The sequence below is a fragment of the Nonomuraea sp. NPDC049419 genome (assembly GCF_040676995.1).
GTDB lineage: Bacteria > Actinomycetota > Actinomycetes > Streptosporangiales > Streptosporangiaceae > Nonomuraea > Nonomuraea salmonea.
In genome coordinates this window covers 798,982-815,182 of sequence record NZ_JBFAQB010000003.1, presented here as the reverse complement: position 1 = coordinate 815,182, position 16,201 = coordinate 798,982, and the positions used below count along the sequence as shown (strand labels likewise).

Sequence of the window (16,201 nt, the reverse complement as noted above, 5' to 3'; positions counted from 1 at the left end):
CTAGACCCCGATCCTAGGCCGTGGCCCCGCCTCACGCGGTGGGCCTGGCGAAGCGGAAACCCATCGTGTCGAACTCGGCCTTGTCCCTGGCCGTCGCCAGCACCCGGCCCGCCCGGCCCTTCATGTCCACGACGACCGCCTCGTACCCGCCGTCCTTGGCCCGCCACACCGCGAGGTGATCGTCGTCCCACCAGCCGATGAGCCGTTCCGCGGCGACCGGGACCGGCACCGCACCGGTGCCGCCGCCGGTCGTCGGGTGCGCGCACAGCGCGGTGCCGGCGGCCGTGCAGTGCGCCAGGAACCGGCCGCCCGACGGCGAGACGTCGTCGCCCTCCACCCACACCGGGGTGCCGACGTCCTTGAGCGTGCGCTGGACCTTGCCGTCGAGGCCGTAGAACGTCATCGCGCCGCCCGTCCAGGTGCCCACCGCGCGGCCGCCGGCGTCCCAGAAGAAGCGCCACTCCCCCGCGCCCTGCTCGCCCACCTGGAACACCTCGCCCCTGCCCGTGGCGACGTCGATGACGCCGAAGCCGTACGCCTGCGCGGCGCCGCCCTCGCCCTTGTAGAGGGTGACCAGGGCCCGCTCGCCGTCCGGCGACCAGCGCGGCGTGGCCGGGTAGACCGGCTTCGGGCTGAGCTTGACCACGCGCCTCGCGCCGGTGACGTGGTCGACGATGGAGACGGTGGCGAACAGGTCGGTGCTGTAGTCCACGTCGGTGGCCAGGGCGAGGTTCGTCCTGGGGTCCAGGGCGTACTCGAAGTAGCGGGTCTCGCGGGCGAACTCGCCGGTGTCGTGCTTCCTGACGTAGAGGCGCTTGCCGCCGTCCAGGGTGTAGGAGGCGAGCCTGAGCGGGTCGCCGTCGCGCTCGCTGATCCGTACGGACGTGCCGGGCAGCGTGGACGACCGGATGGCGGGCGTCGCGGGGGTCGTGAGGGCGGCGGCCGACGGCGTGGAGGTGACGGCACGCGGCGGCGGGCCGCTCAGCCGTACGGCGACCAGCGTGCCCGTGGCGGCCAGCGCCAGCACCCCGGCCGCCGCCGCCCACCCGATCCGCCGCCCGCGGGCGGGGTTCCTGGAGGCGGGGTTCCTGGAGGCGGGGTTCCTGGAAGCGGTGCTGCCCTCCTGGAGGAGGTCAGGGGTCTGCGGCTGGGCGTGGCCGAGCAGGCGCATGAGGGCCTCGGCGGCCGACGGCCTGGCGTCCGGGTCCTTGGCCAGGCAGTCGGCGACCAGCGCGCGCAGGGCCGGGTCGTCGATGCAGGTGACGTCAGGCTCTGCGTGCAGAATGCGGTGCACCACGGCCGCCACGCCGTCCTGACCGAACGGCGGCCGTCCCGACGCGGCGAACAGCAGCGCGCCTGCCCAGGCGAACATGTCCGACTTCGGGCCGGGCCCCTCCTCGTTGAGCTGCTCGGGCGCCATGTACGACGGCGTGCCCACCACCGTCCCGGTGAGCGTCGAGGCCAGGTCGAGCGCCTTGGCGATGCCGAAGTCGATGACGCGGGGCCCGTCGGGGGCGAGCACCACGTTCGACGGCTTGAAGTCGCGGTGCACGATGCCGGCCTGGTGGATGGCGACCAGCGCGGTGACGGTTCCGACCGCCAGCCGGTGCAGGGCGGCGCCGGTGCGGGGACCCTGCTCGCGTACGACGTCGGACAGGGTGCGGCCGTCGATGTACTCGCTCACGATGTACGGCCGCCCGCCCGCCAGCCCGGTCTCGATGACCTGCGCGGTGCAGAACGGCGCCACCCGCCGCGCCATCGCCACCTCGCGGACGAACCGCTCGGACGCCTCGGCGTCGCCCGCCAGGTCGGCGCGCAGCAGCTTGACCGCGGCCTGCGTCCCGTCGGGGCCGGTCGCGAGATACACGATGCCCTGCCCGCCCTCGCCGAGCCGGCCGGTCAGGCGGTACGCGCCCGCCTCCGCCGGGTCCCCTGGACGCAGGGGTGCGAGGTCAGGCATCGGCACAACCCCCACAAACGGCGACTTTCCCGCCATTCTGCTGGCTCCGGGCCCCCGCCGTCACGCGTTCACGGCGTCGGCGATCGCCTGCGCGGCGCGGAGGGGGAGGCGGCGGCCGGCCATCGGCAGGCGTACGTGGGCGGCTCCCAGGGCGGTGGCCAGCCGGGCCTGGCAGGCGTCGGCGTCGTCCCCGCTGATCACGGTGACGGGGACGGCGGGGAACGGCTTGCCGGCGCGCAGCAGCAGCAGGTCGGCCGCCATGTCGCGGCGGGCGAGCCACTCCCCCGCCATCGCGGCGGGCACCTTGCCCATGGTGTAGACGCCCGACGGGTCGGGCCGGCCGGTGAGCAGCCGGTGCGCGGCGGGGCCCGCCAGGCGGGCCACCACGGCCGCACCCCACGTGCCGCCCAGCACGGGCAGCCACCGCCCCGCGGTCCTGGCGGCGGCGAGCGGCCTGCGCCCCGCGACGCAGGCGGGGTCCACCAGGACGAGCCCGGCCAGGCACAGCGGGTGCAGCCGGGCGAACGCCTCCGCGTGCCAGCAGGCCACGCCGTGCGCGACGAGGGTGACCCGCTCGGGGTGCGCGGGAGCGAGCGCGACCAGGCGGGCGACCTCGGCGTACAGGGTGGGCGGCGCCACCGGCCTGGCACTGCGCCCGAGCCCCGGCCGGTCGAAGCGCACGACCCGGCGGGACCCGGCCAGCAGCCCCGCCACGGCGTCCCAGTGGAACCACGCCCCGCCCGGACCCGCCGTGATCAGCACGGCGGGCCCTGTCCCCTCCTCGACGACATGGGTCTCCGTGTGATGAGACACCTGCACGCGGGCGGCGGCGTCCGGAGGGGGCGGGGGAAGCACGCGGGCGCCGCCCACCCCGCCCATGCGGCCGGGAGCGACCCGCAGGCAGGTGTCCTCCCCGTACGGGTCGTCGCCGGTGACGGGCGCCGGCGAGGGCTCGTCGGCGACGAGGAGGTGGAGTGCCACGTACACGAGCCAGAATGCGATCACCGTGAGCTGGGCGCGATGCGCGAGCCCGGCGCCGTGCCCCGCGATCAGCGCGATGACCAGCAGCAGCGTGGCGACCAGGCTCAGCCAGGTGAGCGCCCATGACACCCACGACCGCCACCGCGCGCCGAGCAGCGCCATGGCGGCGAGGACGGCGAGCGTGCCGGACACCCCGGTCAGGGCGTGCAGCAGGTGGCTGAGCGAGGTGCCCGAGCCGCCGCAGGCGGGGTCGCTGAGCGTGGCGCAGTCGAGCGGGAACAGCCCGCCCAGGAAGGTGAACACCCCGAACGCGGCCAGCGCCAGCCAGCCCGGCCACTCGCGGGCCACCCTGGGCACCAGCAGCACCCCCAGGACGCACGCGAGCCCCGACAGCGCGTCGCTGACCCGGAACAGCCGGCTCCACGGCTGGTCACGAGCGGCCAGCTCGCTGACGTACCCGTGGGTCCTGTCCACCGCGGGCGTGGTGAACTGGCCGGTGATCCAGGCGCTGCCCAGCACCGCCGCCATGATGAACGCGCACGCGGCGAACACGTACAACCTTCGCTCCACGTGACAATTAGATCACTGTACGCGAAAGCCGCAGGTAAGCGCCCCTGTCAGCGCCCCCTTCTTTCAGAGCCCCGGAGCCCCCCACACCGGGAACCACCGGCCGAGATCCTGCTCCAGCGGCAGCTCACCCTCCAGAGCGCCTCTGGCCTGCAGTTCGAGCGCGTTGTCGCGCTTCTGCCCGGCGAGCGGCGCGAACGGGTAGAAGGTGCCGCGCTTGTACAGGTAGACGACGGCCAACCGGCCGCCGCCGTCAGGCCGCGCGAACGACACCAGCGAGCAGAGCAGCGACGGCCCGAACCCCGCGCCCTCCAGCGAGGAGTTGACCGCGTGCAGCTCGGTGACCAGGTCGCTGAGCGCCTCGGACGGGCGGCGGACGAGCAGCCAGGTGTAGCCGTAGCCGTCGTCGGACTCCTCGACGCGCTCCCCCAGCAGCGCCTTGACGTCGCGTTCGACGGTGGCGAACGCACCGCCCTCGGCGGCGCGGAAGGCCACCGAGCCGAGCCCGGTCGGCTCGAGCCCGGTCGCCGCCTGCAGCGTCACCGCCGCCGACGGCAGCGCGAACAGCGCGTCGAGGTTGGGCTTGACCGGCTTCGACCGGCCGAGCAGCGCGTCGAGCCAGCCCATGGGCCTCAGCCCCTTCCCAGTTGCCGGGAGATGCCGGCCAGCTGCTCCAGGCGGCGCTCGAGCGGCGGGTGCGTGGAGAACAGCGCGGCCAGCGTCGCGCCCTTGGCCAGCGCGGGCGCGAAGTAGAAGGCGTTGAACGGCTCCGCCTCCCGCAGGTCGCGGGTCGGGATCCTGGCCATGTCGCCCGACACCTTGGTCAGCGCGCTGGCCAGCGCGGACGGGCGCTGCGTGAGCAGGGCGCCGGCCCGGTCGGCGGCCAGTTCGCGGTAGCGCGACAGGGCTCGGGTGAGCAGGAAGCTGATCGCGTACACGACGACGGACACCAGCAGGACGATCACGCCGATGGGCAGCCCGCCCTGGCCGCCGTTGCGCCGGCCGCCGAGCCCCGTGTAGAGCGCGAACCTGGTCATCAGCCCCGCCACGATGCCGAGGAACGAGGCGATCGTCATGACGGCCACGTCGCGGTGGGCGACGTGGGACAGCTCGTGCGCGATCACGCCCTCCAGCTCCTGCGGCTCAAGGCGGCGCAGGATGCCGGTCGTCACGCACACGACGGCGTGCTTCTGGTCACGGCCGGTGGCGAACGCGTTGGGGACGTCGGACTCGGCGATCGCCACCCGTGGTTTCGGCATGTCGGCCAGTGCGCAGAGCCGGTCGATCAGGGCGTGCAGCTCGGGCACCTCCTGCGGTGAGACCTCCCGGCCGTGCATCGCGAACAGGGCGATGCGGTCGGACAGGAAGTATTGCACCAGCAGGAAGGCGCCCGCCAGCACCAGCACGGTCAGCGCCTGGGCGCCCAGGGCGATCAGGACGCCCACGAACACGACATAGAGCAGCCCGAGCAGGAACATCGTCACGACCATCCGGCGGGTGAGGCCGGGGTCGGACGCGAACCGCGTGCTCACGGCGTCAGCCCGGGATGAGGCCCTGGTCGCCCAGCATCTCCCGGACCTCCTCGATCGAGGCGTCCGCGGGGGGAAGGATCAGCTCTGACGGCTCAAGGCTGTCGTCGGGAAGCGCCTTGCCCACGTGGCGCACCTTGTCCAGCAGCGCGTGCAGCTTGACGCGGAAGGCCTTCTCGTCGCCCGCGTCGATGGCCGCCTCAAGCTCGGTGTCGAGCTCGTTGAGTACGGCGATGTCGTCGGCGGAGATCTCGATCTGACCCTCGCCCATGATTCTGACGATCATGCGCCCTCCCCAGGCTGACGGTACTGCTGGGTGGGGCCGGCCTGCTGCTGAGGCTGCTGCTGAGGCTGTGCCTGCGGCTGGGCCTGCTGCTGCGGCTGCCCCTGCTCGATGGACGGCTGCGGCGCGGAGCCCTGGCCCAGCTCGGCCTTCATCCTGGCCAGCTCCAGCTCGACGTCCATGCCGCCGCCCATGCGGTCGAGCTCGGCCTGGATGTCGTCGCCGCGGGTGCCGCTGAAGTCGTCGAGCGCGCCGCTGGCGAGCAGCTCGTCGATGGCGCCGGCGCGGGCCTGCATCTGCGCCGTCTTGTCCTCGGCGCGCTGGATCGCGAGGCCGACGTCGCCCATCTCCTCGGAGATGCCGGAGAACGCCTCGTTGATGCGCGTCTGGGCCTCGGCGGCGGTGTAGGTGGCCTTGATGGTCTCCTTCTTCGTGCGGAAGGAGTCGACCTTGGCCTGCAGCCGCTGGGAGGCCGTGGTCAGCTTCTCCTCCTCGGCCTGCAGGTTGTCGTGCTGAACCTTCAGGTCGGCCATCTGCGCCTGCAGGTTGGAGCGCCGCTGCAGCGCCTCACGGGCAAGGTCCTCGCGGCCGACGGACAGCGCCTTGCGGCCCTGCTCCTCCAGCCTCCTGGCCTGGTTCTCCAAGCCGGTTATCTGCAGCTCCACCCTCTTGCGCGAGGTGGCGACGTCGGCCACCCCCCTGCGCACCTTCTGCAGCAGCTCGAGTTGCCGCTGGTAGGAGTAGTCAAGGGTCTCGCGCGGATCCTCCATCTTGTCCAAGGCCTTGTTGGCCTTGGACTTGAAGATCATCGAAAGTCTCTTCATCACGCTCATGCGCGTCGGCCGTCCCCTTCTAGGTCGTGCTGGTGTCAATCCCGATGCAGCGCAGCCGCCTTGGGATTACCCTACGCATAACGCACGAGGGCGTCACTAAGTTGCAGTCCAGGTAGGGTTGACGTCGTGTTGCGACGCCGTTCCCAAACCTCCGTGGACGACACCCCCGTCCCCGTTGACGATCCTAAGCCCCAGGGTAAAGGTCGTCCCACACCCAAGCGCCGGGATGCCGAAGGCAGGCGCCGCCAGTACGTCTCCGCGCCGAAAGACCGCAAAGAGGCATACCGGCAGATGCGTGCCAAACAGGCCACCGAGCGAGAAAAGGCCCGTCAGGGCATGCTCGCCGGTGACGAGCGGTATCTTCCCGTTCGCGACAAGGGTCCCGCCCGCAAATTCGCGCGCGACTGGGTCGACGCCCGGCGGCTGCCGAGCCAGTATTTCCTGCCGTTCTCGCTGGTGATCCTGCTGGCCACGTGGATTCCCTGGCCGATGGCGATCCGCGCCCAGGTGCTGGGCTACGTCGTCACGATCGGCTGGCCGATCATGATGCTCGGCGTGCTGTTCACCTCGGTCTTCGTGGCCTTCAGGGTGAAGAAGGAGGTCGCCGAGAAGCTGCCCGGCGAGAGCGTCAAGGGCGTGGGCTTCTACGCGGCGATGCGGGCCCTGCAGATCCGCAAGCTGCGCTTCCCGCCGCCGCGGGTGCTGCCCGGCGGCCGGCCCGTCCCCCCGAAGAAGTAGCGGCCTCACGAACGGCCGTAGCGGCGGCCGTTCACGAGTCGCCCTGCTCCACGTTCTCCCAACGCAGCACGCCTCGCTCGACCGCGGGCCGCCAGCCGTCGAAATCCTTCCCATCCTCCAGGGCGTCGGCGACGGCCCGCATGAGTGCGTGATACGACGGCCGCCGCGGTCCCATGCCGCTGATCGTGTCGTCCCAGCCGACGCTGCCGTCGGCGGAGTCGACCAGCGCGTACGCCGAAGACTCCTCCATGCCGGCGAAGACGAGGACCGGGATCAACCGGCCGCTCCACAGCTCGCCCCAGGGGTCGTCACCGCGGTCCGTGGAGTCGAGCCTGCACTCATGGCGCCAGGTGTCCCTGATCTCGCGGACGCTGAGATTCGACGCGCCGTCGAACCACGCGCCGAACCCGAACCCGGCGGCCCCGTCGTGGCGCAGCAGCGAGGCGCGCAGGTCGTCGGGGAAGTGCACGCCCATCTGCGCCTCGGCGATCGCGATCGTGCGGGCCCTGCCGGGCCGCCCGAGCCCGCGGTACGTCCGCGGCGCGTTCGCCTTCAGCCACCGCTCGATGCGCCGCCACTGCCGGTTCACCGCCCGCCTGACCTTGGGGTCGATCGGGCGGACGGTCCCGCGGACGATCACCGGGCCCGTGACCGGCGAGCAGTAGGGGTCGGGCGTCGGAGCCGGCTCGGGGGTGGGGGACGGCGGCGCGACCGTCCGCTGGGCCGCGGCGACCAGCGCGCTGTGCCGTTCGCGCTGAGCCTGCAGCCGGGCGCCCGAGGTGTCCTCGTACGGCAGCAGCGCGACCACCAGGACCACCGCCACGACCCCCGCGACGGCCGCCCAGACCGGCCACACCGGCCTGCTGCGCACCGGGCGGCCGGGCCACCACGCGGCGGGCCCCTGAGCGGCCCTGGGCGGGGCCGGCGGCCTGGCGGGCATGCGGGCGCGCCGGCGCAGCCGGACCGCGACGGCGGCCAGGATCGCGGCCGTGAGCGCCAGCCGTACGAGCTTCAGCACGTCGCGCACCCTATCCCGAATCAGATCATCCGATGTTCCACCATTAGAGTCGGATGCATGGAATTCCGACACCTTGGTCGCAGCGGTCTCATGGTCAGCGAGATCAGCTACGGCAACTGGATCACCCACGGCTCCCAGGTCGAGGAGGACGCCGCCAAGCAGTGCGTGCAGGCGGCCCTCGACGAGGGCATCACCACCTTCGACACCGCCGACGTCTACGCCGGGACCAAGGCCGAGGAGGTGCTGGGACGCGCGCTCAAGGGCGTTCGCAGGGAGTCGCTGGAGATCTTCACCAAGGTCTACTGGCCGACCGGGCCCGGCAAGAACGACCGCGGGTTGTCGCGCAAGCACATCTTCGAGTCGATCCACGGCTCGCTGCGCCGCCTGCAGACCGACTACGTGGACCTTTACCAGGCACACCGCTTCGACTACGAGACCCCGCTGGAGGAGACGCTCAAGACGTTCGACGACCTCGTCCGCCAGGGCAAGGTCCTCTACATCGGCGTCAGCGAGTGGACGGCCGAGCAGATCGGCCGCGCCCTGAAGATCGCCGACGAGATGGGCTTCGACCGGCTCGTGTCCAACCAGCCGCAGTACTCCATGCTGTGGCGGGTCATCGAGTCGGAGGTCGTGCCGCTCAGCGAGAAGGAGGGCGTGGGCCAGATCGTCTGGTCGCCGATCGCCCAGGGCGTGCTGACCGGCAAGTACCTGCCCGGCCGGCAGGCGCCGGAGGGCTCGCGGGCGACCGACAAGACCGGCGGCGCGATGATCGCCCGGTTCATGCGCGACGACGTGCTGACCCGCGTCCAGGAGCTCAAGCCGATCGCCGCCGACCTGGGCCTCAGCATGGCGCAGCTGGCCGTCGCCTGGGTGCTGCAGAACCCGAACGTCTCCAGCGCCATCGTCGGCGCCACCCGCCCCGAGCAGGTGCGCGACAACGTCAAGGCGGCGGGCGTCAAGCTCGACGCGGACGTGCTGAAGAAGATCGACGACGTGCTCGGCGACGTGGTCGAGCGTGACCCGTCGAAGACGGTGAGCCCGAGCAGCCGCCCGTAGGTTCTCCACGACGAAACCCCTTGAGCCGGACTTTCCGCTCAAGGGGTTTTTCGTTTCTCCCGCTCCTGCTTAAGGCGACTCTGGGCGCAAGGACAATCCCGTGTACTCCACTCGGTCCTCCTCAAGCAACGCGACCTGCTCGACACCCGATTCGAGCAGCTCACGCCAGTTTTCACCGATCCAGGACTCGGCGTCCGCCTGGCTGGGAAAAACCTCTCGCGGCAAAGGGCGATCCGTCACCTCAGCACCACGCGCATTTTCATAACGCCACCGCCATGTCATGCCATACGCTCCTTTTCCGCGGGTTCGCCGGCGCACCCTCCGCAGGCACTGGGAACCCTACTCCCGAGCTTTCCGGTCAATCGATGCCGCGCGCGTTCCCGTGTTGCGGCAGGGGCCGCCTGGACGGCGGCCGCCTTCCCTCTGTCTCCCCCCGTTCTGCGCCCGCCTCACCCCCGGTCCTTTTGTACGCTCGGCGCGGTGAAAGTCCTTCTCACCGGTACGGCGGGCGCCTCGGGCCGGCCGGAGCCCGGCTGCCGCTGCGTCTCCTGCGCCGCGCCGCCCCCTGGCCGTCGCCGCCCGTTCGGCTTCGTGGTGGACGGCGTCGTCACGTACCCCTTCGGCGACCTGCCCGACGGCTACCGGCCGTGCGCCGGCGGCCTGGGCCTGGCCTGCCCCGACGGCACCCGGCTCCTCCACCTCCCTCAGGGCGCCCCCGTGCCCGTCCAGGAGACCTCCCGGTACGACGTCGTGCTGATCGACCTCCTCGACCGTCCTGAGCGCCTCGGAGAGCTGCGCCGCGCCGGTCTGGCGGACGCGGCGACCACGGTGGTGGCCGTCGGGCTCGACCACCGGATCCGGTCGGAGGAGGAGCTGGCCGGGCGGCTGCGGCTGTGGGGCGCGATCACCGTCCCCGACGGCACTGAGGTGACGCCGGGCCAGGGGGCCGCGCCGCTGACGCCGCTCCGGGCGCTGCTGCTGGGCGGGTCCAGGTCGGGGAAGTCGGCGGAGGCGGAGGCGAGGCTCGCGGCCGAGCCGCACGTCACGTACGTCGCCACCGGCCCTGACGGCACGGGCGACGGCGAGTGGGCGGCGCGGGTGCGGGCGCATCGGGAGCGCAGGCCCGCGCATTGGGCCACCTTGGAGACGACCGCGCCGGCGGCGGCGATCCGCGCGGCCACCACGCCATTGCTGATCGACGGGCTGGGGACGTGGCTGGCGGCCGTGTTCGACGAGCACGGCGCCTGGGAGGGCGACCGCGCCCCGGTGATCGCCCGCTGCGACGAGCTGGTGGCCGCGTGGCGGCAGACGCCCCAGCCCTTGGTGGCGGTCTCGGACGAGGTCGGCATGGGCGTGGTGCCCGCGACGGCCAGCGGGCGCGCGTTCAGGGACGCCCTGGGCCGCCTCAACGAGCGCCTGGCGGCCGAATCGGAGTACGCCGCCCTGGTGGTCGCCGGCCGCGTGCTCGCCCTCTGAGGGCTTCGCAGGGCGTCAGGGGCGGGTGGCGCGGGCGTACCAGCGGCCGTCGATCCTGTCGACCTGGAGCGGGCGGCCGAAGCAGTCGCTGAGCAGATCGGAGGTGAGCACGTCGGCGACCGGCCCGGCGGCGAGCACCCTGGCGTCGCGCATCAGCATGGCGTGCGTGGTCGTCGCGGGCACCTCCTCCAGGTGGTGCGTGACGGTCACGGTGGTGAGCACGGGCCTGACGGCGGCGAGGTGTTCGACGGCGCTGATGAGGTCTTCGCGGGCGGGCAGGTCGAGCCCCGCGAACGGCTCGTCGAGCAGCAGCACCGCGGGGTCGGACATGAGCGCCCTGGCCACCCTGACGCGGGCCCGCTCGCCCTGGGAGCACACGCGGAAGGGCCGCTCGGCCAGCTCCTTGCAGCCGAGGTCGGCGAGGAGGCGGTGGGCGCGGTCGTGCTCGGCGTCGCCGTACCGGTCCCACAGGGGCGCGCTCGTGCTGGTGTGGCCGGTGAGCACCACCGTGTGCGCGCTCGCCCCCTCCTCCTCCATCAGCTCCTCGTCGATGAGCCGCTGGCTGGAGGTGACCAGCCCGATGTGGCGGCGCAGCTCGCGTACGTCGACCCGGCCGAGCCGGTGGCCGAGCACGCTGACCGCGCCCTCGCTGGGGTGACGTACGGCGCCCACGAGCGAGAGCAACGTCGTCTTGCCCGCCCCGTTGGGCCCCAGGACCGCCCAGTGATCGCCGTAGTCCACCTGCCAGTCGACGCCGTCCAGCAGCGTTTTGCCGACGACCCGGACGCCCACGCCTTCCAGTTCAACCACGTGCATCCCGCCACACTAGTGGGCCCTAGGATCCTCCGTTATGCGGTCAATGGACGGGCTGCGGTTCGCCGTGGGCACGCTGAGCGTCTTTCCCGTGCGTGTGCAGCGGGTGGACCGCCAGGTGGCGGGCCGGGCGATGGCGCTGGCCCCGGCGGTCGGGCTGGTGCTCGGCCTGGCGGGCGGGCTGCCGCTGGTGCTGTTCGGCGAGCGGCCGTTGCTGGCGGCGGCGCTGGCGCTCGCGTTGCTGGCGCTGCTCACCCGCGCGCTGCACCTCGACGGGCTGGCCGATCTCGCGGACGGCCTGGGCAGCGCCAAACCGGCCGACCAGGCGCTCGACATCATGAAAAAGTCGGACATCGGACCTTTCGGGGTCGTGACGCTGGTGTTCACGCTGCTCGTCCAGGTCACGGCCCTGGTCTCCATCAGCCCGCCGGGCGATGCCTCCTACACGGCCTTCCACGCGGCCCCCTACGCGCGTTACGCCGCGCTGGTGACCGCCTGCCTGGCCGGGCGGCTCGCGCTGACGTGGGCCTGCCGGGCCGGCGTGCCGGCCGCCCGGCCCGACGGCCTGGGCGCGATGGTCGCGGGCACCGTACGCCGTCCCGCCGCCGTGCTCGTCACCCTGGCCGCCGTGCTCGCCGCCGCCGCGATCGGCCTGCTCTCCGCCCCGGGCCCGGCGCCCATGGACGACCGCCCGGCCGTGGACGGTCTGTCCATGGACGACCGCCCGGCCGTGGACGGTTTCATCAACCTGAGGGCGGTGGTGGTCCAGGGATGCCCCTTGGACGTCGCGGCCTTCCCCGACTGCCCTGAGCCGGCCGTGCCCGGTATGCGCTACGGGGAGGCGAGCGGTCTCCTGCCGGGCGGCATCGCGGCGCTCGGGCGGACGCTGGCGGCCCCTATCGCGCTGCTCGCCGGGCTGGCCGCCGCCCTGCTGCTGCTCGGCCGCGCGCGGCGCCGCCTCGGCGGCGTCACGGGGGACGTGCTCGGCGCGCTCGTGGAGACGGCCGCCACGGTGACGCTGGTGGCGTACGCGCTGCTCGCCTGACGCCTCAGCCGGCCTCGCCGGACCGCCCCGGCGCGGACGGAGCCGACTCCGGCTCGGCGTCCTCGGGGACGTCCTGTGCCGGCGGGGCGGCGGGAGCCCGTTCGGTCACCGGGAGGAAGCGGAGCAGGGCCGCGCCCACCAGGGCGAGCAGCACCCAGCCCACCACGCCGGTGATGCCGGCGAAGATCTCGTTCGGCGGGTGGGCGGCGTCGCCGAGCAGCAGGACGGGCCCGGCGACGGCGTTGAGCGACGCGTGGGCCACCACCGCGGGCCACACGCTGCCCGACCGCAGCCGCAACCAGCCGATGACGACGCCGCCCACCGTGCAGAAGCCGATGAACGCGAGCGCCGCCCACGAGCCGAGCCGCGGATAGTTGTAGCCGAGCAGGGTGATCGGGGCGTGCCACAGCCCCCAGATGAGCCCGGAGTAGACCAGCCCCATGACGGCGCCGTTGGCGGCGGTGAGCCGGGGCAGCAGCCAGCCGCGCCAGCCCCACTCCTCCCCCAGCGCCGGGACCAGGATCGGCACGGGCCCCAGCAGCGCCGCCAGCACGAGCTGCATGACGGCCACGGAGGTCATCTCGCCAGGCGGCTGCACGCCGCGCGCCCGCAGCACCTCGGCGAGCAGGCTGAACCCGCCGAGGTCCAGCGAGACCAGGCCGACGGCGGCGCTCACGCCCATGGCGAGCAGCGTCAGCAGCGGCACGCCGAGCCAGGCGGCCAGCACGAGCCGCAGGGTGCGGCCCCTGTGCTCGCCGAGGGTCAGGCCCGTCTCCTTCGCCCACCGGCGAAGCGGGGCGCGGGCCGCGATCCACACGCCGAGCACGCCGATCGTGGGCGTGAGCATCATCAGCGCGGCGAGCGCCTGCACCTTGGACGGCGTGCCGAGGCCGTCGCTCAGCCAGAGGGGCAGGGCCGCGGCCCAGGACAGGCCGAAGGCGAGGACGAGGTAGACGAGCAGCGGTCTCTTCATGGCTGGCCACGCTCCGCGACGAGGGCGTTGATGAGGGCGGCGCCGCGCTCGGCGTCGTCGATGCTGATCGCGAGCTGCCCACCGGAACGGTAGCGGAGCACAAGGCACTCGCCGCCGCGCAACATGATGGTGGCGGCTCCCGGCACGCCGCGGAAGCCCCAGCCGCCGGCATCGGCGGGCGAGCGCCGCTCGGCCCAGGCCGACTCGACGGACGACAGCTTGATCCGCCGCGCGGGCCAGCCGAACGGCCCGAAGCCGATCCTGATCAGGCCGTCGCCGACACGCACGGACACGGCCATGGTGGCGAGCCCGGCGACGAGGAGGATGACGGCGCCCGGCAGGACCGCGGGCATGAGGAGGCCGCCCTGGCCGCGCAGCCCGAGCAGGGTCATGACCACAGTGACGGCGAACACGGCGACGAAGGCCACGGTGAGCCCGCGGTTGACCACCCGGCCGACCCAGACGGCCCGCTGGCCGGACCGCAGCCGCAGCACGGGCGGCGCCTGGCTGCCCGGCGCCGGCGCGTCGGGCTCTCCCTTGGCGAGGACGGCGGCCGACGCCGTGGCCGCGAGCATGCCCCCGAGTATGGCGGCGATGTGCCAGCCCGGCAGCGTGGCGGCCGTCCAGTCGGGGACGTCGAGGTTGGCTGACAGCGTCGAGCCCTGGGCGCCCATCAGCAGCACGCCCGTCCCGAACAGCAGGCCCCACCAGGTCATCCGGGACGCGCGACGCGCCTGGGCCCGCCCGCTCAGCACGACCATGGCCACCGCGAGCACCACCCAGATGCCGGCGCTGACGGCCACGTGCCCGGTGAACGAGCTGGACCCGTCGGGCGAGGTGCCCGACCAGTGGGTGGCCATCGGATCGGGCAGCCGGTCGCGTACGGCGTAGGCGGGCAGGACGAGCGCGGCGGTCACGGCCAGCCCCCACGCGGCGGCGACGGCACGGGCTTTCACGTCAGTTCCTCCAGGATGGTGATGAGGTCGTCACGGCTGTAGCCGTGCTTCTTGGCCTCCTCGAGCAGTTCGCGTGCCCGCTGGGCGAGCAGGGCGCGCCCGTCGGCGCGCCGCGCGACGCTGACGCCGCGGCCTCTCCTGAACTCCAGCAGCCCCTCGTCGCGCAGGTCGCGCAGGGCGCGAAGCACGGTGTTGGGGTTGATGCCCAGAGCGCCGGCGAGGTCGCGGGCCGGCGGCAGGCGGTCGCCCGGCCGGTAGGAGCCCTCGCCTATGGCACGGCGGATCGCGCCGGCCACCTGCTCGTGGAGCGGCCGGGCGTCGTTGAGGTCGAGCGTCAGCAACATGGTGCCAATGACACTAGCACCATTATGGGCACGGTCCTGAGCTGCGATTGGTGGGATGAACCCCTGTTTGTGAGTACGCAGAAACCGTGGATAGCATCGGTTTACGTGACCACAGTGCGGCTGAACTCAGCAGATCCAGTCTCCATCGACACCGACGCCCTGATCGTCGGCTTCCGGTCAGGCCAGGACGGCCCCGTCCCCGCGGTGGGCGCGGAGGCCCTGGAATCCGCGTTCGGCGGCAAGCTGGCCACCTCGCTCGACGCCGTGGGCTTCACCGGCAAGGCGGGTGAGCTGGCCAAGCTGCCGACGTTCGGCTCGGTCACCGCCCCCGTGCTCGTCGCCGTCGGCCTCGGCGACTCCCCCGGCGACTCCCCCGGTCTCGAGGGCCTGCGCCGCGCCGCCGGCGCCGCCGTACGCTCCGTCGCCGGCGTCTCCAGGGCCGCGCTCGCGCTGCCCGCGGGCACCCCCGACGAGGCCGAGGCCGTCGCGCTCGGCGGCCTGCTCGGCGCGTACGCCTTCTCGCGCTACCGCACCGACGGCGACCAGAAGGCCCCGGTCGCCGAGCTGACCGTGCTGTCGGAGCAGGGCGACGGCGTGGCCGAGCGCGCGGGCGTGCTCGCCGACGCCGTCTCGCTCGTCCGCGACCTGGTCAACACCCCGCCGTCCGACCTGTGGCCGGCGAAGTTCGCCGAGATCGCCGAGCAGGTCGGCGGCAAGGCAGGGGTGAGCGTCGAGGTGCTCGACGACGAGCAGCTCAAGGCCGGCGGCTACGGCGGCCTCATCGGCGTCGGCCAGGGCTCGGCCCGCCCGCCGCGCCTGGTCCGCCTCTCCTACAGCCACCCCGAGGCGAGCAAGACGCTGGCGTTCGTGGGCAAGGGCATCACGTTCGACTCCGGCGGCCTGTCGCTCAAGCCGTCCGCCTCGATGGACTGGATGAAGTCCGACATGGGCGGCGCGGGAGCGGTGCTCGGCGCGCTCATCGGCATCGCCAGGCTCGGCCTGCCGGTCAACGCCGTCGGCTACCTCTGCCTGGCCGAGAACCTGCCGAGCGGCACCGCCCAGCGTCCCTCCGACGTCATCCACAGCTACAGCGGCAAGACCGTCGAGGTGCTCGACACCGACGCCGAGGGCCGCCTCGTGCTCATGGACGGCATCGCCCGCGCCGCCGAGGACCAGCCCGACCTCATCGTCGACGTCGCCACCCTCACCGGCGCCCAGATCGTCTCGCTCGGCTGGCGCACCGCCGGCGTCATGTCCAACGACGACGCCGTCAGGGAGCTGGTGGTCGAGGCCGCCGGCGCGGCAGGCGAGGGCGCGTGGGGCATGCCGCTGCCCGAGGAGCTGCGCAGGGGCCTCGACTCCCCGGTCGCCGACATCGCCAACCTGCAGCCCGAGCGGTGGGGCAGCATGCTCGCCGCGGGCATCTTCCTGAAGGAGTTCGTGCCCGACGGGGTGCGCTGGGCCCACATCGACATGGCCGGTCCCGCGTACAACAAGGGCGAGCCGTACGGCTACACGCCCAAGGGCGGCACGGGCGCCATCACGCGCACCCTGATCGGACTCGCAGAGCGGCACGCGAGCATCTGAAACAAATGAAAAGATGACGGCATCACGAACACCCCGACAAGG

17 protein-coding genes are annotated in these 16,201 nt (G+C 73.0%); 5 read left to right on the top strand and 12 right to left on the bottom strand.

What is annotated here, in order from left to right; genetic code table 11:
• Positions 1-31 precede the first annotated feature (31 nt).
• The 6 genes from AB0K12_RS13735 to AB0K12_RS13710 form a co-directional block, all read right to left on the bottom strand.
• Positions 32-1,960, bottom strand: coding sequence for a serine/threonine-protein kinase (locus AB0K12_RS13735; protein ID WP_364559669.1), 1,929 nt, complete (start codon positions 1,958-1,960; stop codon positions 32-34).
• Positions 1,961-2,020: 60 nt separating this feature from the next.
• Positions 2,021-3,511, bottom strand: a complete 1,491-nt coding sequence (locus AB0K12_RS13730) for an alpha/beta fold hydrolase (RefSeq protein ID WP_364559666.1) — start codon at positions 3,509-3,511, stop codon at positions 2,021-2,023.
• Between the two features lie 63 nt (positions 3,512-3,574).
• On the bottom strand, positions 3,575-4,135 hold the full coding sequence (locus AB0K12_RS13725) for a hypothetical protein (RefSeq protein ID WP_364559664.1): 561 nt from the start codon (positions 4,133-4,135) through the stop codon (positions 3,575-3,577).
• Positions 4,136-4,140: 5 nt separating this feature from the next.
• Entirely contained in the window at positions 4,141-5,040 is a 900-nt protein-coding gene (gene htpX / locus AB0K12_RS13720) for a zinc metalloprotease HtpX (RefSeq protein ID WP_364559661.1), read from the bottom strand.
• A 4-nt stretch (positions 5,041-5,044) separates the two neighbouring features.
• Positions 5,045-5,323: a hypothetical protein gene (locus AB0K12_RS13715; RefSeq protein WP_355425016.1), complete on the bottom strand. Its 279-nt coding sequence runs from the start codon at positions 5,321-5,323 to the stop codon at positions 5,045-5,047.
• Positions 5,320-6,153, bottom strand: coding sequence for a PspA/IM30 family protein (locus AB0K12_RS13710; RefSeq protein WP_364559658.1), 834 nt, complete (start codon positions 6,151-6,153; stop codon positions 5,320-5,322). The genes AB0K12_RS13715 and AB0K12_RS13710 overlap by 4 nt, the downstream gene beginning before the upstream one ends.
• Before the next feature lie 153 nt (positions 6,154-6,306).
• Between AB0K12_RS13710 and AB0K12_RS13705 the strand changes: the two genes are divergently transcribed.
• The gene (locus AB0K12_RS13705; RefSeq protein ID WP_364559655.1) at positions 6,307-6,891 is read left to right on the top strand and encodes a DUF3043 domain-containing protein; all 585 of its coding nucleotides are present in this window, start codon (positions 6,307-6,309) and stop codon (positions 6,889-6,891) included.
• 31 nt (positions 6,892-6,922) lie between these two features.
• Here AB0K12_RS13705 and AB0K12_RS13700 read toward each other — a convergent pair whose 3' ends face one another.
• Positions 6,923-7,909 (bottom strand): SMI1/KNR4 family protein, encoded by a 987-nt coding sequence (locus AB0K12_RS13700; RefSeq protein WP_364559652.1) that lies wholly within the window; start codon positions 7,907-7,909, stop codon positions 6,923-6,925.
• A 57-nt stretch (positions 7,910-7,966) separates the two neighbouring features.
• Here AB0K12_RS13700 and AB0K12_RS13695 point away from each other — a divergent pair, with 57 nt between their 5' ends.
• Positions 7,967-8,965 carry an aldo/keto reductase family protein gene (locus AB0K12_RS13695; RefSeq protein ID WP_364559650.1) on the top strand — a complete coding sequence of 333 codons (999 nt, stop codon included), beginning with the start codon at positions 7,967-7,969 and terminating at the stop codon, positions 8,963-8,965.
• A 69-nt stretch (positions 8,966-9,034) separates the two neighbouring features.
• On the opposite strand, the gene AB0K12_RS13690 is transcribed toward AB0K12_RS13695, so the two are convergent.
• Entirely contained in the window at positions 9,035-9,247 is a 213-nt protein-coding gene (locus AB0K12_RS13690; protein WP_364374036.1) for a hypothetical protein, read from the bottom strand.
• Positions 9,248-9,445: 198 nt separating this feature from the next.
• Here AB0K12_RS13690 and AB0K12_RS13685 point away from each other — a divergent pair, with 198 nt between their 5' ends.
• The gene (locus AB0K12_RS13685) at positions 9,446-10,441 is read left to right on the top strand and encodes a bifunctional adenosylcobinamide kinase/adenosylcobinamide-phosphate guanylyltransferase (RefSeq protein ID WP_364559647.1); all 996 of its coding nucleotides are present in this window, start codon (positions 9,446-9,448) and stop codon (positions 10,439-10,441) included.
• A gap of 15 nt (positions 10,442-10,456) precedes the next feature.
• On the opposite strand, the gene AB0K12_RS13680 is transcribed toward AB0K12_RS13685, so the two are convergent.
• Positions 10,457-11,257, bottom strand: a complete 801-nt coding sequence (locus AB0K12_RS13680; protein ID WP_364559644.1) for an ATP-binding cassette domain-containing protein — start codon at positions 11,255-11,257, stop codon at positions 10,457-10,459.
• 34 nt (positions 11,258-11,291) lie between these two features.
• Here AB0K12_RS13680 and AB0K12_RS13675 point away from each other — a divergent pair, with 34 nt between their 5' ends.
• Positions 11,292-12,299: an adenosylcobinamide-GDP ribazoletransferase gene (locus AB0K12_RS13675; protein ID WP_364559641.1), complete on the top strand. Its 1,008-nt coding sequence runs from the start codon at positions 11,292-11,294 to the stop codon at positions 12,297-12,299.
• Between the two features lie 4 nt (positions 12,300-12,303).
• Here AB0K12_RS13675 and AB0K12_RS13670 read toward each other — a convergent pair whose 3' ends face one another.
• From AB0K12_RS13670 to AB0K12_RS13660, 3 genes are read right to left on the bottom strand one after another with little or no spacing between them, the layout of a single operon-like run.
• Entirely contained in the window at positions 12,304-13,272 is a 969-nt protein-coding gene (locus AB0K12_RS13670; RefSeq protein ID WP_364559639.1) for a CPBP family intramembrane glutamic endopeptidase, read from the bottom strand.
• Positions 13,269-14,228: a hypothetical protein gene (locus AB0K12_RS13665; RefSeq protein ID WP_364559637.1), complete on the bottom strand. Its 960-nt coding sequence runs from the start codon at positions 14,226-14,228 to the stop codon at positions 13,269-13,271. Before AB0K12_RS13665 ends, AB0K12_RS13670 begins: the two co-directional genes overlap by 4 nt.
• Positions 14,225-14,572: a GntR family transcriptional regulator gene (locus AB0K12_RS13660; RefSeq protein WP_345400901.1), complete on the bottom strand. Its 348-nt coding sequence runs from the start codon at positions 14,570-14,572 to the stop codon at positions 14,225-14,227. Before AB0K12_RS13660 ends, AB0K12_RS13665 begins: the two co-directional genes overlap by 4 nt.
• 105 nt (positions 14,573-14,677) lie before the next feature.
• Between AB0K12_RS13660 and AB0K12_RS13655 the strand changes: the two genes are divergently transcribed.
• Positions 14,678-16,159, top strand: a complete 1,482-nt coding sequence (locus AB0K12_RS13655; protein WP_364559634.1) for a leucyl aminopeptidase — start codon at positions 14,678-14,680, stop codon at positions 16,157-16,159.
• The last annotated feature ends 42 nt before the right edge of the window (positions 16,160-16,201 follow it).

Excerpts from the sequence above, each read along its gene's own strand:
- AB0K12_RS13735 (WP_364559669.1), bottom strand. The coding sequence starts at position 1,960 with ATGCCTGACCTCGCACCCCTGCGTCCAGGGGACCCGGCGGAGGCGGGC.
- AB0K12_RS13725 (WP_364559664.1), bottom strand. The coding sequence starts at position 4,135 with ATGGGCTGGCTCGACGCGCTGCTCGGCCGGTCGAAGCCGGTCAAGCCC.
- AB0K12_RS13715 (WP_355425016.1), bottom strand. The coding sequence starts at position 5,323 with ATGATCGTCAGAATCATGGGCGAGGGTCAGATCGAGATCTCCGCCGAC.
- AB0K12_RS13710 (WP_364559658.1), bottom strand. The coding sequence starts at position 6,153 with ATGAGCGTGATGAAGAGACTTTCGATGATCTTCAAGTCCAAGGCCAAC.
- AB0K12_RS13695 (WP_364559650.1), top strand. The coding sequence starts at position 7,967 with ATGGAATTCCGACACCTTGGTCGCAGCGGTCTCATGGTCAGCGAGATC.
- AB0K12_RS13690 (WP_364374036.1), bottom strand. The coding sequence starts at position 9,247 with ATGACATGGCGGTGGCGTTATGAAAATGCGCGTGGTGCTGAGGTGACG.
- AB0K12_RS13680 (WP_364559644.1), bottom strand. The coding sequence starts at position 11,257 with ATGCACGTGGTTGAACTGGAAGGCGTGGGCGTCCGGGTCGTCGGCAAA.
- AB0K12_RS13675 (WP_364559641.1), top strand. The coding sequence starts at position 11,292 with ATGCGGTCAATGGACGGGCTGCGGTTCGCCGTGGGCACGCTGAGCGTC.
- AB0K12_RS13670 (WP_364559639.1), bottom strand. The coding sequence starts at position 13,272 with ATGAAGAGACCGCTGCTCGTCTACCTCGTCCTCGCCTTCGGCCTGTCC.
- AB0K12_RS13660 (WP_345400901.1), bottom strand. The coding sequence starts at position 14,572 with ATGTTGCTGACGCTCGACCTCAACGACGCCCGGCCGCTCCACGAGCAG.